This window comes from Rhodococcus sp. 06-1460-1B (assembly GCF_002258475.1).
Taxonomy (GTDB): Bacteria; Actinomycetota; Actinomycetes; order Mycobacteriales; family Mycobacteriaceae; genus Rhodococcoides; species Rhodococcoides fascians.
The window spans coordinates 118,875-132,876 of the sequence record NZ_NOYS01000014.1; the positions used below are offsets into that span (position 1 = coordinate 118,875).

Annotated in this window: 10 protein-coding genes; 4 read left to right on the forward strand and 6 right to left on the reverse strand. The window is 65.0% G+C overall.

Going from position 1 to position 14,002, the window contains the following annotated elements; translation table 11 throughout:
* Positions 1-3: 3 nt before the first annotated feature.
* Entirely contained in the window at positions 4-861 is an 858-nt protein-coding gene (locus CH268_RS05575) for an ABC transporter permease (protein WP_032365525.1), read from the reverse strand.
* Complete coding sequence (locus tag CH268_RS05580) at positions 858-3,728, reverse strand: alpha/beta fold hydrolase (protein WP_094662824.1); 2,871 nt, start codon at positions 3,726-3,728, stop codon at positions 858-860. The genes CH268_RS05575 and CH268_RS05580 overlap by 4 nt, the downstream gene beginning before the upstream one ends.
* Before the next feature lie 182 nt (positions 3,729-3,910).
* On the opposite strand from CH268_RS05580, the gene CH268_RS05585 reads away from it, so the two are divergent.
* Positions 3,911-4,363, forward strand: a complete 453-nt coding sequence (locus CH268_RS05585; RefSeq protein ID WP_008715916.1) for a universal stress protein — start codon at positions 3,911-3,913, stop codon at positions 4,361-4,363.
* A 64-nt stretch (positions 4,364-4,427) separates the two neighbouring features.
* Here the strand turns inward: CH268_RS05585 and CH268_RS05590 are convergent, their stop codons facing one another.
* From CH268_RS05590 to CH268_RS05600, 3 genes are all read right to left on the reverse strand, one after another.
* On the reverse strand, positions 4,428-6,749 hold the full coding sequence (locus CH268_RS05590) for a HelD family protein (RefSeq protein ID WP_094662826.1): 2,322 nt from the start codon (positions 6,747-6,749) through the stop codon (positions 4,428-4,430).
* 146 nt (positions 6,750-6,895) lie between these two features.
* Positions 6,896-8,086: a DoxX family protein gene (locus tag CH268_RS05595; RefSeq protein ID WP_094662828.1), complete on the reverse strand. Its 1,191-nt coding sequence runs from the start codon at positions 8,084-8,086 to the stop codon at positions 6,896-6,898.
* Positions 8,087-8,226: 140 nt separating this feature from the next.
* Positions 8,227-8,916 carry an MBL fold metallo-hydrolase gene (locus tag CH268_RS05600; RefSeq protein ID WP_094662866.1) on the reverse strand — a complete coding sequence of 230 codons (690 nt, stop codon included), beginning with the start codon at positions 8,914-8,916 and terminating at the stop codon, positions 8,227-8,229.
* Positions 8,917-9,174: 258 nt separating this feature from the next.
* On the opposite strand from CH268_RS05600, the gene uvrA reads away from it, so the two are divergent.
* Positions 9,175-12,099, forward strand: a complete 2,925-nt coding sequence (gene uvrA / locus CH268_RS05605) for an excinuclease ABC subunit UvrA (protein WP_094662868.1) — start codon at positions 9,175-9,177, stop codon at positions 12,097-12,099.
* Between the two features lie 81 nt (positions 12,100-12,180).
* Here the strand turns inward: uvrA and CH268_RS05610 are convergent, their stop codons facing one another.
* Complete coding sequence (locus tag CH268_RS05610) at positions 12,181-12,561, reverse strand: DUF1844 domain-containing protein (protein ID WP_032365519.1); 381 nt, start codon at positions 12,559-12,561, stop codon at positions 12,181-12,183.
* A 379-nt stretch (positions 12,562-12,940) separates the two neighbouring features.
* Here CH268_RS05610 and infC point away from each other — a divergent pair, with 379 nt between their 5' ends.
* Positions 12,941-13,681 carry a translation initiation factor IF-3 gene (gene infC, locus CH268_RS05615; RefSeq protein WP_045841242.1) on the forward strand — a complete coding sequence of 247 codons (741 nt, stop codon included), beginning with the start codon at positions 12,941-12,943 and terminating at the stop codon, positions 13,679-13,681.
* 116 nt (positions 13,682-13,797) lie between these two features.
* Positions 13,798-13,992 carry a 50S ribosomal protein L35 gene (gene rpmI, locus CH268_RS05620; RefSeq protein WP_008715923.1) on the forward strand — a complete coding sequence of 65 codons (195 nt, stop codon included), beginning with the start codon at positions 13,798-13,800 and terminating at the stop codon, positions 13,990-13,992.
* The last annotated feature ends 10 nt before the right edge of the window (positions 13,993-14,002 follow it).

The window sequence follows — 14,002 nt, forward strand, 5'->3', positions numbered from 1 at the left end:
GCCTCAGCTGGTGATGTCCTTGGTGGCGAATCGTCTCCACGCGATCAGCCCGAAGACCGCCGCGTAGGTGATGGCCGAGAACGATCCGACCACCATGTCGTTCCAGTCGATGTTCGTGCCGAAGGCGTCGATCCACGAGTTCGCGTAGTGCCCGGGCAGATAGTTGCGCAGCGACCCCAATGCCGTGATCTGATCGAGGATCTGCATCAGAATCGACGTCATCACCGCGCCGCCGACGGCCCCGAGAGGGGCGTCGGTGAGCACCGACAGCAACATGGCGAGACCCGCTACCCACAGCAGATTGACGCCGATGTAGGCGACCGCAATCAGTAGTCGCACCAGGGAAGTGCCGTATGACAGTCCTTCACCCAGCGGCGTGACCAAAGATTCGGCGCCGTACATCACCGTCCCGATCAGCAGTGACACTCCGACCAGCACCAGAATGGCGGCGCTGGACAACGTGGCCGAGACGAGTGCCTTCTGGGTCAACAGTCGGCTTCGAGGAACCGGGATGGCGAGCAGGTAGCGCAGGCTCGACCACGATGCCTCGCTCGCAACGGAGTCGCCGAAAAACAGCGCCACCACGACGATGAGCAGAAAACCGACGGACATGAACAGTGCGAAGACGGTGAAGTTCATGCCGCCTCGCGTGCCGAGCTCGATGAGCCCGCCGGCGTCGGAGTCGGCGCTGGAGCTGCCCACGGTGAAGGCGACGACCAGGATCACCGGTAGCAGGGCAAGGAAACCGATGGCGAGCTGAGTGCGTCGCCGGCCCAGCTGTCGACGCAGTTCGGTACGAAACGGCAGGGTGCGGCCGCCGCTGTAGCCCGCTGCGCGGCCGTCTGCGTGCGTTGTACTCATGAGCGATCCTCGCTGGAGTCGGTCTCGTGAACGACTGGGCCTGGGGTATCTCGATGAACGAGGTCGAGGAACACGTCCTCGAGTCGGGTGGACTGGGAGAAGCCGCGGACCGACACCCCCGCCGTAACGAGTTCTCTGATGACGACGGCGGAATCGGCGTCGGTCAGGTCGACGGTCACCGTGCCGTCGTCGACGATCACCGCGCCGTCATGGCCGGCGGCGTCGAGTACCGACTGGGCGCGGCCGGCGTCGTCGACCCTGATCTCGGTCTGCCCACCGGCCGCTGTCAGCTCGCGGACGGTGCCCGAGCTGATCACGGAGCCACGGTTCATGACCACGACGTGCGTGCACGTCTGTTCCACTTCGGCGAGGAGGTGGCTCGAGACCAACACGGTGCGCCCCGTCTTCGCGTAGTTGATCAGCACGTCACGCATGGTTCGGATCTGTGGCGGGTCGAGGCCGTTGGTCGGTTCGTCCAACACCATGAGATCGGGTAGACCCAGCATGGCCTGTGCAATGGCGAGGCGCTGACGCATGCCTTGGCTGTAGGACTTGACCTTGCGTTCGATCGCTGCGCCGAGGTCTGCGATCTCGAGTGCCTCGTCGAGGTGAGCGTCTTCGATCGGTCGCCCTGTCGCCTCCCAGTACAGCCGCAGGTTCTGGGTGCCGGTCAGATGCGGAAGGAAGCCGGAACCCTCGACGAAGGAGCCGAGCCGCGACAACACCGGGGCACCGGGTGTGACCTTGTGACCGAAGACTCGGATGTCGCCGCCGGTGGGGGTGATCAGGCCCATCAGCATGCGCAGCGTGGTGGTCTTTCCGGCACCGTTCGGTCCGAGCAGTCCGAGTACCTGCCCCTGTTTCACCTCGAAGCTGACGCCGTCCACGGCACGGAACCCGTTCGAGTACGTCTTGGCCAGGTCGGTGATCACCAGGGGAGTGTCGACCAGAGCCTCGTCGACTTCGGCCACCGTGCGGCGTCTGGTTCGCACGATCGTCGCCACGACGATGCATCCGACGACCAGGACGACCACGCCGATTCCGATCAGTGGAGCGACGGGTACCGTGCTGTTCGCGCTCGCCACCGCGGGAACCGTCGGGAACGCGACGGACGTGTTCGCCATGGTCACGCTGAACTGTGCGGGCTCCAGCGGGACGGCGTAGGCCTGATCGGTGGTGGAGACGCTCAGTTCGAGACGATGACCTTGCTGGACGGTATAGCTGATTCCCGGGAGGGCGACGGTGACGTCGACGGGATCGATGCTCCCGGTGTCGGGCAGTCGGATGGCCGACACTGCGCCGCCGGGAAGGGTCCGTGTGCCGTTCGGGGCGACGTCGTACAGTTTCGCGAACAGCACAGCCTGGCCGGGCCCGGCGAGGGACGCCACCCGGAGATCGACTCTCGGCGCGCCGGTGATGGTCAGTGACGAGTCGACGGGCTCGCTGGTGAAAATCGCGGACTGGCCCGGAAGGTCCGCAGTCAGCGCTGCACCGGCTCCGGTCGATCCGAGTGTCGACAACACCGAACCCAGACCGGGGACCGTCGAGATGGCGGACGGTGACGCGCCGGGCGGACGAATGATCGTCCCGTCGTCCGAGGCGGGGGTGAAGGTCACCGTGTTCGTCTGTGTGGGTTCGGAGTTCGGGGTCAGGCCTGGGTAGTCGGGAGCCGTCATCCGACGATTGCGTTCTCCTCCTCGCTCATCGGCTGCGCGCTGCGTCGAATACACGAACGGCGCGCTCTCGGAGGTCGCGGGATCGGGGGTGCCGCGCAGAGTCCGGTCGAAGAAGTCCGCGACGGCTCGATCCGACGCACCGTTCGTTCCACCGGCATCGTGCCCACCGTCGAACCACCGAACGGTCACGTCACCGCCTGCGGCTGCGATCTGCCGAGCCGTCGCGTCGGCCTGGTCGAGACCGAACAGAGTGTCCTGGGTGCCCTGTAGGAGAAGCGTCGGAGCCGTGATGTTCGACGCCACCGCGACGGGCGAGTGGGCAGTCAGCAGATCGAGCAGCGGCTGGCTGGGGATGCCGGTCACTGCGGATTGTGCGTAGGCGTCGCAGAATTCCTGGGCGAATCTGCCGCATGCGGATGCGCCACCGCCATCGTTACCACCACCGTTACCGTCCCTGGAACTGCCGGGCGCAGCGCTGGAGGCCCCCGCTCCGAAGAAGACCCCGGCCCATCCACGTTTGAGGACGCCGGGTCCGCCGTATTCGGCACCGGCCGGGGAGTCGATGTTTCCGAGCGCTTCTCGACCTGCGGACGAGGTGACGCCGAAGTTGGGGAACAGGGCCTGGCCCAGGTCGTTCCAGGTGATGGCAGCGGCCACCGAGTCCACACGCGGGTCTGTTCCGCCTGCGCTGAGGGCCAGTGCCCCGCCGTACGACCCGCCTGCCACGCCGACGTGGGGATCACCAGGAGCGTCGAGCTGTACTTCGGGCTGTTCGGCCAGCCAGTCGATCAGGCCGCGGGCATCGGCGACCTCGCGATCGGGGTCGTTGATGGAGATCGAACCCGTGCTGTCACCGAAGCCGCGCGCGGTGTAGGCGAGAACCACGTATCCGCGCGCGGCGAGATCACGAGCTTCGCCGTCGACCGAGTCCTTGCTGCCGCCGAAGCCGTGCGCGAGCAACACAGCCGGAGCGGGGGTGGACTCGGGAATGTAGAGCCGGGTGTCGAGGTCGACGGTCTCCGTCGAACCGGGGCTGTCCGGTAGCGTGATGCGCGCGTCACGCGTAGCAGTGTCGGCTTCGCGTCCCTGGGGGAGGAATGCGAATGCGAGGGCGGCCACGATCACGATCGAGATCGCGACGGCACCGAGAGCGAGGGCCCGTCTCGACAACGGCGGGCGGGGGATCGGCATGCAAACCAATGTATGTGAGTGGCGCGGATCGTGTTGTTCCCCAAGTTCACGTGCCGATCGTCGACTTCCGGCTACTGTCAGCGCATCAGTCCCAGGACCACGTCTTTCGGTCCTGTGACTTGCACCAATCCAGTTCGACCAGAAGTGTCACATCTGTGTGTGACCGACAAATGGAGGAATGAATGAGCGCCTACCGCACCGTCGTCGTCGGAACCGATGGCTCCGAATCGTCACTGCGGGCAGTGGAGAAGGCCGCGGCTCTGGCGGGAGATGCCGATGCCACCCTGGTGATCGCGTGTGCTTACTACCCGGCCGATCCGAAAGACACCTCTGCCGCCGCCGACGCACTCCGCGAGGACGCCTACCAGATCACCGGTTCGGCACCGACGCGCGAAATCCTGCGCACCGCCCGAGAGCACGCCACCAAGGCCGGCGCGAAGAACATCGAGGAGAAGCCGATCGTCGGAGCGCCCGTCGAGTCCCTCCTGGCACTCGTGGACGAGGTCAAGGGCGATCTACTCGTCGTCGGCAACCGTGGGCTGAACTCGCTGACCGGTCGCTTGCTCGGTTCGGTTCCGTCCGACGCGGCCCGCAAGTCGACCTGTGACGTCCTCATCGTCCATACCGTCCGCTGATTTTCTCGTAGTACGACAATCGGCCCGTCCCGTCGACGATGACGGGGCGGGCCGATTGTTCTCGTCAGACCTCGGCGTCGAAGGGCTGCAGGGCCCCGAGCTCCTGGGGTAGAGGATCCACATGGACGACTCCGAGTCGCTGGGTTGCTCGGGTCAGGGCCACGTAGAGGTCGTTCATACCCTTGACGGACTCCGCAACGATCGCGCTCGGCTCGACGATGAGCACCGAGTCGAACTCGAGCCCTTTTGCGTCCTTGACCGTCGACACGGTCACCACATCCGACGCCAGGTGCTGCAGTTGGGAGACGAGTTCGGAGGGAACGAGCACTGCGCTCAGGCCGGGACGAGGGTGGTCGGCCACTCGCTTCTCGACCGTCGTCACCAGATCTGCTGCGGCTACGCGTTGAGCCCACGGCTCGACGCCGGTGCTGCGAATGGATCGCGGTTCGGACTGCTCCGGATCGATCGCCGCAAGCACGTCGTGCGCCACCGTCATGATCTCCGACGGCGTTCGGTAGTTGACCGTCAGTTCGGTGAGCTTCCAGCGTTGAGCCACGTAGGGTTCGAGCACCGATCCCCAGGACGAGGTTCCGGCCGGATCACCGGTCTGCGCGGTGTCACCCACCAGTGTCATCCACCGATTGGGGATGCGCCGCATCACCATTCGCCACGCCATCGCCGACAGCTCTTGTGCCTCGTCCACGATCACGTGCCCGTAGGTCCAGGTACGGTCGCCGGCGGCGCGTTCCGCGGTGGTGAGTCGCTGACCCGAATTCTGGCGTCGCGCAAGCTGATCGGCGTCGATCAGGTCGTACGCCATCAGAATCTCCGGGTCCAGTTCGTCTTCGAGGTCCTGTGGTGCAGACCCGGTCAGGATGTCCAGCGCGCCCTGGGCATCGGCGATCTGGCCACGCCATTGACGCTGGGCCTGTTCACGTTCGGCAGCATCGTCGACGCCGAGCAGCTCGGCGAGCTCGTCGAGCAGCGGGGCATCCGCGGACGAGAAGCCGTGGCCGCGGCGCAGCAGCGACTCGCGCTCCGACTCGTCGAGCGCAGGTGCGGCCGATGCGATCTTATCCGGCGATGCGAACAGGCCTCGAAGAACCTGCTGGGGTGATAGATCCGGCCACAACTCGTCTATCGCAGCCATCACGTCGTGGTCCTCGCGCATCTCGTCCCGCATGTCCGCGATGTCGTCGGCGCTGAGCAAGCTCGATCCGTCCACCACGTTCTGGCCGAGTTTCGCGGCCAGCTGATTGGCCAACTGGTCGACGACCGAGGACACGAACAGAGGTCGAGCCAAGTTGTGTGGTCGCCGGGAGGACCGGGCGCGGCCGCGGGCACGCGTGACTATCTTTCGATCGAGGGTGATGTCGTAGGTGTCGAACTTCAGCCGGCGCGGCTGTGCGGGCACCTCCTGGCGATCACGCACTGCCTGCGTCAGTACGTCGACCATCGACAGTCTGCCCTTGACCTCGGTGGCCAGAGCCGAATCCTCGCGCTGCGCACGGACTCCGGGGTACAGATCGCCGATCGTCGACAGCAATACCCCGGTTTCGCCCAGCGACGGCAGCACCTGGCCGATGTAGTCGAGGAACGTGGCGTTGGGCCCGATGATCAGGACACCGCTCTTGCCGAGCTGTTGACGGTACGTGTACAGCAGATACGCTGCTCGGTGCAGTGCCACGGCCGTCTTGCCGGTGCCCGGTCCGCCCTGCACCACCAGCACACTGCGATGCTGTGAGCGGATGATCGCGTCCTGCTCGCTCTGGATCGATTCGACGATGTCGTTCATCTGACCGGTTCGCGCCGCATCGAGCGCGGACAGCAGCGCACCCTCACTGGCGACGCCACCCGCGACAGCCGCATCGTTCGACGACTGCGCGGACTCGAGGTCCAGGAATTCGTCGGCGATGGCGGTCACCTTGCGTCCGCGGGTACGAATATGCCTGCGGCGCAACACGTTTTCGGGGGCTGCCGGTGTCGCCAGATAGAACGGACGGGCCATGGGGGCTCGCCAGTCCAGCAGTAGTGTCTCGTAATCGTTCTTGTCGTCGAGGATGCCGACACGGCCGATGTAACGCTCGGGGCGGTCGTCGACTTTCGGATCGAGGGTGTCCGGGTCGAGGTCGATGCGTCCGAAGCAGAGCCCGTTCTCGGCTGCGTCGTACTTGGCGATGTCCTCGGTGTACATCTGGTTGAAGGATTCGCGCTCGCTTCGGGCCTGCGGTGTTCCGCCGGTCTCGAGCAGCACGGCGCGAAGACGGTTTGCTGCATACTCGCGCAGCGAATCGAGCTGCGTGTACAACCGCGTCAGGTGCGCCTGTTCGAGGTCTTCCTCGATGGGTGCACCGGGATCGGTCGATGTGTGGCCGTCGTCCGGCAAAGGTTCTCCTCGGGAGTTCGGCCGAGGCGACGATATCGCCTCGAAATCAGCCAGAGCAGTCTACGCCGCAGAACGGCCCTGCCGCAGAACCGCGAGTTCTGGGACAGGGCCGTGCGCGCGAACGACGCCGAGCGTCGTGGGTAGACCTACTTCGCGTACTGCTGGAGCCTCTTGTCCAAGTTCTTCTGCGCCTTGGCAACTCGCTTCTCGAGCTTGGCCCGAGCCTGCTCGGTTGCCTTCTCGAGTTCCTTGTTCTGCTTCTCGGCCCGCTTACGAGCGCGCTTGCCGAGCGTGTCTACCCGATCCGACGCGATGTCGGCCCACGTGGCACCGCGCTTCTGAGCCTCTTCGGCCAGAACGGATCCCTTCTCGGCAGCGAGATCGGCGAGCTTCGCTCCGCGCTTCTGTGCCACCTCGGCCAGTTCACTGCGACGGTCGGCAGCGACGTCGACCAACTTCGAGCCCCGCTTCTGAGCGAGCTCGGCCCAATCCGAGCTGCGGTGCGCGGCCTTGTCGGCGAGCTTCGAGCCACGCTTCTGCGCTTCTTCGGCCAGATCGCTTCCGCGGTCGGCAGCAAGCTCGGCCAGCTTCGAGCCACGCTTCTGGGCTTCTTCGGCCAGCTCCGAACCCTTGTCGGCGGCGATGTGAGCCCACCGGTTCAGAGCGGGCTGCGCGACCTCTGCCAGCTCCGAGCCCTTCTCGCCGGCGATGTCGGCGAACTTGGCCAGCTTCGGCTGTGCGGCGTCGGCGAGCTTGGCCAGCTTCGGCTGTGCGGCGTCGGCCAGATCGGCACCGCGGCTCGCTGCGATCGAGGCAATTTCCTTGACGCGTTCCCCGGTGTCGTGAGTGGTGTGACCGGGCAGCGCAGAGACCACAGATTCCTGTGCGCGGCGTGCCGCCCGCTTGCTGCGCCACGCGACGGAGGGCTTGCCCTCGGTGTCGACGGCCGCGATCAGCAGTCCGCCGAGGAGGCTGAGGTTCTTGAAGAAGTGGATGCGTTGCGCAGCCTTGGTCTCCGGGTCGGTTTCGTTCCAGAACGCGTGTCCGGCCAGCGTCGTCGGAACGAGGCTTCCAGCCAGAGCGAGCGATGCGATACGCGGTGCCTTGCCGGTGGCCAACAGAATGCCGCCGGCGACCTGGATTCCGCCGTTGATCCGAACCAACGTCTCGGGATCGGTCGGCACGTTCGCGGTGACCTCGTTGGGCAGAGCATCCTTGCTCTGCTCGATCAACGGAGCGGCTGCCTTCGCCCTGCCGGCGGGATTACGAAGTGCATCGACGCCCCCGGAGATGAAAATCGTAGACATCAGCGGACGGGCGATACGGCGGACCAGCATTGACAGCCTCCTGCGTAGTTTCTCGTGTCATGGCGGTTGTACGTGCGGACTCGCACCGAAAGTAGTTCGAAATCACCGGTGCGTGCACTTTTGTCACACTCTTCATACCCCGTGTTCCACGGTCTCAAGCACGTGCGGCGTCACCAGCCGCGTTCGCGCCATTCCGCCAGGTGCGGCCGCTCGTCACCGAGAGTGGTGTCCTTGCCGTGCCCGGGGTAGACGACGGTGTCGTCGGCGAAACGGTCGAACAATTTGGCGCTCACGTCGTCGAGCAGGTGGGTGAAGTCCTCGGGGCCGTTGGTTTTGCCGACGCCGCCGGGGAACAGGGAATCACCGGTGAAGAGGTGCGTCGTCTTGCCCTCGGCGTCGGTCAGCGCGAGCGCTATCGAGCCCGGAGTGTGACCGGTCAGATGCACCACATCGAACGTGAGCTCTCCCACCGACACCGTGTCGTGGTCGGCAAGAAAACGGTCCGGAGCTACCGGCAGCGGTTCTGCGTCCAGCTCGTGGGCCGCGGTGGGGGAGTCGGTGCCACCGGCGATATCGGCCAGCGCCTGGCAGTGGTCGGCATGCTGATGTGTGGTGACGATCAGAGACAGTGTCGGTGCGTTCTCGTCGAGAAGCAGTGAGATGCGGTCGGCCTCGTTGGCGGCGTCTATCAGCAGAGAATGGCCCGTTGCGGAACAGACGACCAGGTAGGTGTTGTTGTCCATGGGGCCGACCGACATCTTGGTGATCGTGGCTCCGGGGATCGTCCGCCGCTGCGGGGGTGAACCCTGTGCAACGACGCCGGTGTAATTGTCGTCGATGACCATGAGGTGCTCGTCCATTTCGAGGACGCTACCGTCGGCAGCAACGACGGGAGCGCCGGGGTCACGCTCGTGGAAAAGTGTGTCGGTACCTGGACCTACCATTGCTACGAGGTGAGGTTCGTCCCTCACCTCGACAGGTTTTCGACGTGGAGTCCTCGGCTACACGGCGTGTGATCGGTGCATCGGCACCACGCGTCATCATCGACTCGACGTCGGACAATGCTGCGTCGAGCAGCAACACGGCTCGACGTGCTCGTGAGAAAAGAAGGGAACACAGTGGCGGATCGCCTGATAGTGCGAGGTGCACGGGAGCACAACTTGAGGGGGGTCGATATCGACCTGCCCCGGGACGCGCTGATCGTGTTCACCGGGTTGTCCGGTTCGGGCAAGTCGTCTCTCGCCTTCGACACGATCTTCGCCGAAGGCCAGCGCCGCTACGTGGAGTCGCTGTCCGCATACGCCCGGCAGTTCCTCGGGCAGATGGACAAGCCCGATGTCGACTTCATCGAAGGCCTGTCGCCCGCGGTCTCGATCGACCAGAAGTCGACCAACCGCAACCCACGCTCGACCGTGGGCACCATCACCGAGGTCTACGACTACCTGCGGTTGCTCTACGCCAGGGCGGGCACTGCGCACTGCCCGGTGTGCGGCGAGCAGATCGCCAAGCAGACCCCACAGCAGATCGTCGATCAGGTTCTCGACATGGAGGAGGGCCTGAAATTCCAGGTCCTCGCGCCGGTGGTCCGAACCCGTAAGGGCGAGTTCGTCGACCTGTTCGACTCGCTCAACACTCAGGGCTACTCACGTGTGCGCGTCGACGGTGTCGTCCACCAGCTCAGCAGCCCGCCGGTCTTGAAGAAGCAGGAAAAACACGACATCGAGGTCGTTGTCGACCGACTCACGGTCAAGTCCAGCTCGAAGCAGCGGCTCACCGACTCGGTGGAGACCGCACTGCGGCTCGCGGACGGCATCGTGGTTCTCGACTTCGTCGACCGTGAGGAGAACGCCCCCGATCGGGAGCGTCGTTTCTCGGAGAAGCTCGCGTGCCCCAACGGCCACCCGCTGTCCATCGACGACCTCGAACCGCGATCGTTCTCGTTCAACTCGCCTTACGGTGCCTGCCCCGACTGTGTCGGGCTCGGCGTGCGCAAGGAGGTCGATCCCGAGCTGGTGGTGCCCGACGGTGATCTGAGTCTGGCCGACGGTGCCATCGCGCCCTGGTCGATGGGCCAGACGTCGGAGTACTTCGGTCGCTTGCTGTCCGGACTCGCCGACGCCATGGGCTTCGATCTGCACGCTCCGTGGAACAAGCTGCCGGCGAAGGTCAAGCGAGCTGTCCTGGAGGGCAGCGACCACCAGGTGCACGTGAAGTACAAGAACCGGTACGGCCGCACCCGGTCGTACTACGCCGAGTTCGAGGGCGTCATGCCCTTCCTGCACCGCCGCCTCGAGCAGACCGAATCCGAACAGATGAAGGAACGCTACGACGGCTACATGCGCGACGTTCCGTGTCCTACCTGCAACGGAGCCAGGCTGCGTCCGGAAATTCTGTCGGTCACCATCGCGGCAGGTGATTTCGGGCCGAAGTCGATCGCCGAGGTGTGTGAACTCTCCATCGCCGATACGGCCGACTTCCTCAACAGTCTCACTCTGGGGCGACGCGAGGAAGCGATTGCGGGCCAGGTCCTCAAGGAGGTTCAGGCTCGACTCGGCTTCCTGCTGGACGTGGGTCTCGAATACCTGTCGTTGGCGCGCACCGCGGGCTCGCTGTCCGGCGGCGAGGCCCAACGTATCCGGCTCGCCACGCAGATCGGCTCCGGCCTCGTCGGCGTGCTCTACGTACTGGACGAGCCGTCCATCGGACTGCACCAACGGGACAACCGCCGGCTCATCGACACGCTGACGCGACTGCGCGATCTCGGCAACACATTGATCGTCGTCGAGCACGACGAGGACACCATCCGTACCTCCGACTGGGTCGTCGATATCGGACCGTTGGCCGGTGAGCACGGCGGACGCGTCGTGCACAGCGGTTCCTACGCGGACCTCCTCACCAACGACGAATCGCTCACGGGTGCGTATTTGTCGGGTCGCATGGAGATCCCGCTGCCGGACACCCGTCGGGTGGTCGACAAGAAGCGACAGGTCACCGTCGTGGGTGCCCGTGAACACAACCTCCAGGGAATCGACGTCAGCTTCCCTCTCGGTGTTCTGACGTCGGTCACCGGTGTCTCGGGCTCGGGTAAGTCGACGCTGGTCAACGACATCCTCGCGACCGTGATGGCCAACAAGCTCAACGGTGCCCGGCAGGTTCCCGGTCGGCACACCCGGATCAACGGTCTGGACCAACTGGACAAGCTGGTTCGCGTCGACCAGTCGCCGATCGGCCGCACGCCCCGGTCCAACGCCGCGACGTACACCGGGGTGTTCGACAAGATCCGTACGTTGTTCGCGGCCACCACCGAGGCCAAGGTTCGTGGGTATCAGCCCGGGCGATTCTCGTTCAACGTCAAGGGCGGTCGGTGCGAGGCATGCTCGGGAGACGGCACGTTGAAGATCGAGATGAACTTCCTGCCCGACGTCTACGTCCCCTGCGAGGTGTGCGAAGGCGCTCGCTACAACCGCGAGACGCTCGAAGTGCACTACAAGGGCAAGACCATCGCCGAGGTCCTGGACATGCCGATCGAGGAGGCTGCCGACTTCTTCGAGGCCATCACGTCGATTCACCGGTACCTCAAGACACTCGTCGAGGTCGGCCTCGGTTACGTCCGCCTGGGTCAACCGGCGACGACACTGTCCGGCGGCGAAGCTCAGCGTGTGAAACTCGCAGCCGAGTTGCAGAAGCGATCGACCGGCCGCACCGTCTACATTCTCGACGAGCCGACCACGGGCCTGCATTTCGAGGACATCCGGAAGTTGCTCGGCGTGGTGAACGGACTCGTCGACAAGGGGAACACCGTGATTGTCATCGAGCACAATCTCGATGTCATCAAGGTCTCCGACTGGGTCATCGACATGGGGCCCGAAGGTGGTTCGGGCGGCGGAACGGTTGTGGCGCAGGGTAATCCGGAAGCCGTAGCAGCGGTGCCCGAAAGCTACACCGGAAAATTCCTGCAGGAGGCGCTCTCCCGCGAGGTAGTGGCGTCCACGCCGAAGACGGCCCCGAAGAAGCGTCGGGCTCGTAAGGTCGCTGCGGTCTGACGCGAACACGTCGACGACGAAGCCGCATCCGGATTGCCGGATGCGGCTTCGTCGTCTGTGGGTGGGGTGGGGTGCGCTCGTTCAGTGCACCGGGCCGGTGTACTTCTCACCGGGGCCGAGTCCTGGCTCGTCCGGGTGTGCTGAGGCTTCCCGGAACGCGCGTTGCAGTGCCTGGAGGCCGTCGCGAATCGGTCCAGCGTGGGGACCGAGGTACTCGACCGACGCGGTGACCAAGCCGGCGAGTGCGGTGATGACGCGTCGGGCCTCGTCGAGATCGAGGTAGGGGCTCTCCGCGGGATCGGGCTCGGACAGACCCAGCTTCTCGGCCGCGGAACTCATCAGCATCACCGCTGCACGGCTGATGACCTCGACCGCGGGAACCTCGGCGAGTTCCCGGACTTCTTGCTCGATACCGGTGGGGTCGGAGCCTGCGGGATCGGCGGGCGTGGATGAACTGGTCATACCTACGAGAATCCCACGCCGCGGGTGCCGTCGGTCGGATCGGGTGTCGACTCGGCTTCATCGACAGGTGCGATTGTCGGTTTCGGCATTCTGCTGGTAGTCTGACTCGACGACCGTCTTCGGCGTGCGCTCCTCGATGGAGTTCACCGCATGGAGGCAGCAAGTGGAGCCCGACTCCCACCGGTATGTGATCCGAATGGATCGCTTCCGGTCCGGTCGCACGAAGGTCTCCCAGTCGGGATTCCCCAGTGCTTCCTCCTCGTGAGGAGACTGTACGACGCGCTATGTCGTACGGATCGACCGGTCGACATCGGGCCCTGCTGTCGGTACAGACCGGCTGCAGGGTTTTTTCGTTTTCGGTGTTGGTTCGCCGAGCGTGATGTCGAGGTTCGAGGGCGACGGGCTGTGTAAGTGGCAGGCGGTCGGGTTACACACCACACCGCACTACCTAGGAGGCCCCATCAGCACTGAGACCCGCATCAACGATCGCATCCGAGTTCCCGAGGTCCGTCTTGTCGGACCAGGCGGTGAACAGGTGGGGATCGTGCGTGTTGAAGATGCACTCCGCTTGGCTCTCGAAGCCGACCTCGATCTTGTCGAAGTAGCTCCCGACGCACGTCCGCCGGTCTGCAAGATCATGGACTACGGGAAGTTCAAGTACGAGGCTGCGCAGAAGGCGCGCGAATCGCGCAAGAACCAGACGCTCACCGTCATCAAGGAGCAGAAGCTCCGCCCCAAGATCGACGCGCACGACTACGAGACCAAGAAGCGCAACGTGGTTCGCTTCCTCGAAGCCGGCTCGAAGGTCAAGGTCACCATCATGTTCCGTGGTCGCGAGCAGTCGCGCCCCGAGCTGGGTTTCCGTTTGTTGCAGCGCCTGGGTGCCGACGTCGCGGAACTCGGTTTCGTGGAAACGTCGGCCAAGCAGGACGGCCGCAACATGACCATGGTCCTGGCTCCGCACAAGGGTGCCAAGACTCGCGTGAAGGCTCAGGAAAGCGCTGCCGCGCCGCCTGCGCAACGCGCACCGGCCCCCGCGCCGGAACAGCCCGCCGCAGCAGCTCCGGCTGCCGAGGCACCGGCCGCAGCAGCTCCGGCTACTCCGGCTCAGACCAACTGAGCTTCGCGCTCTACCAGTAAGACAGTCCCGCACCCGCCTCGGTGCGCAGTCCGTTCCGAGGCGCTGCGTGGCTGTGCCATGCACCACCGAAGAGCTAATACAGAACAGAGGATTTCATGCCCAAGCAGAAGACGCACAGTGGTGCCAAGAAGCGATTCAAGGTGTCCGGCAGCGGCAAGATCCTGCGCCAGAAGGCCGGCCGTCGCCACCTGCTCGAGCACAAGCCCACCAAGGTGACTCGTCGCCTCGATGGTGTCGCCGTTGTCAAGAAGGCCGACGTGCCTCGGATCAAGCGCCTGCTCGGCATCTGATCCGGCTCGC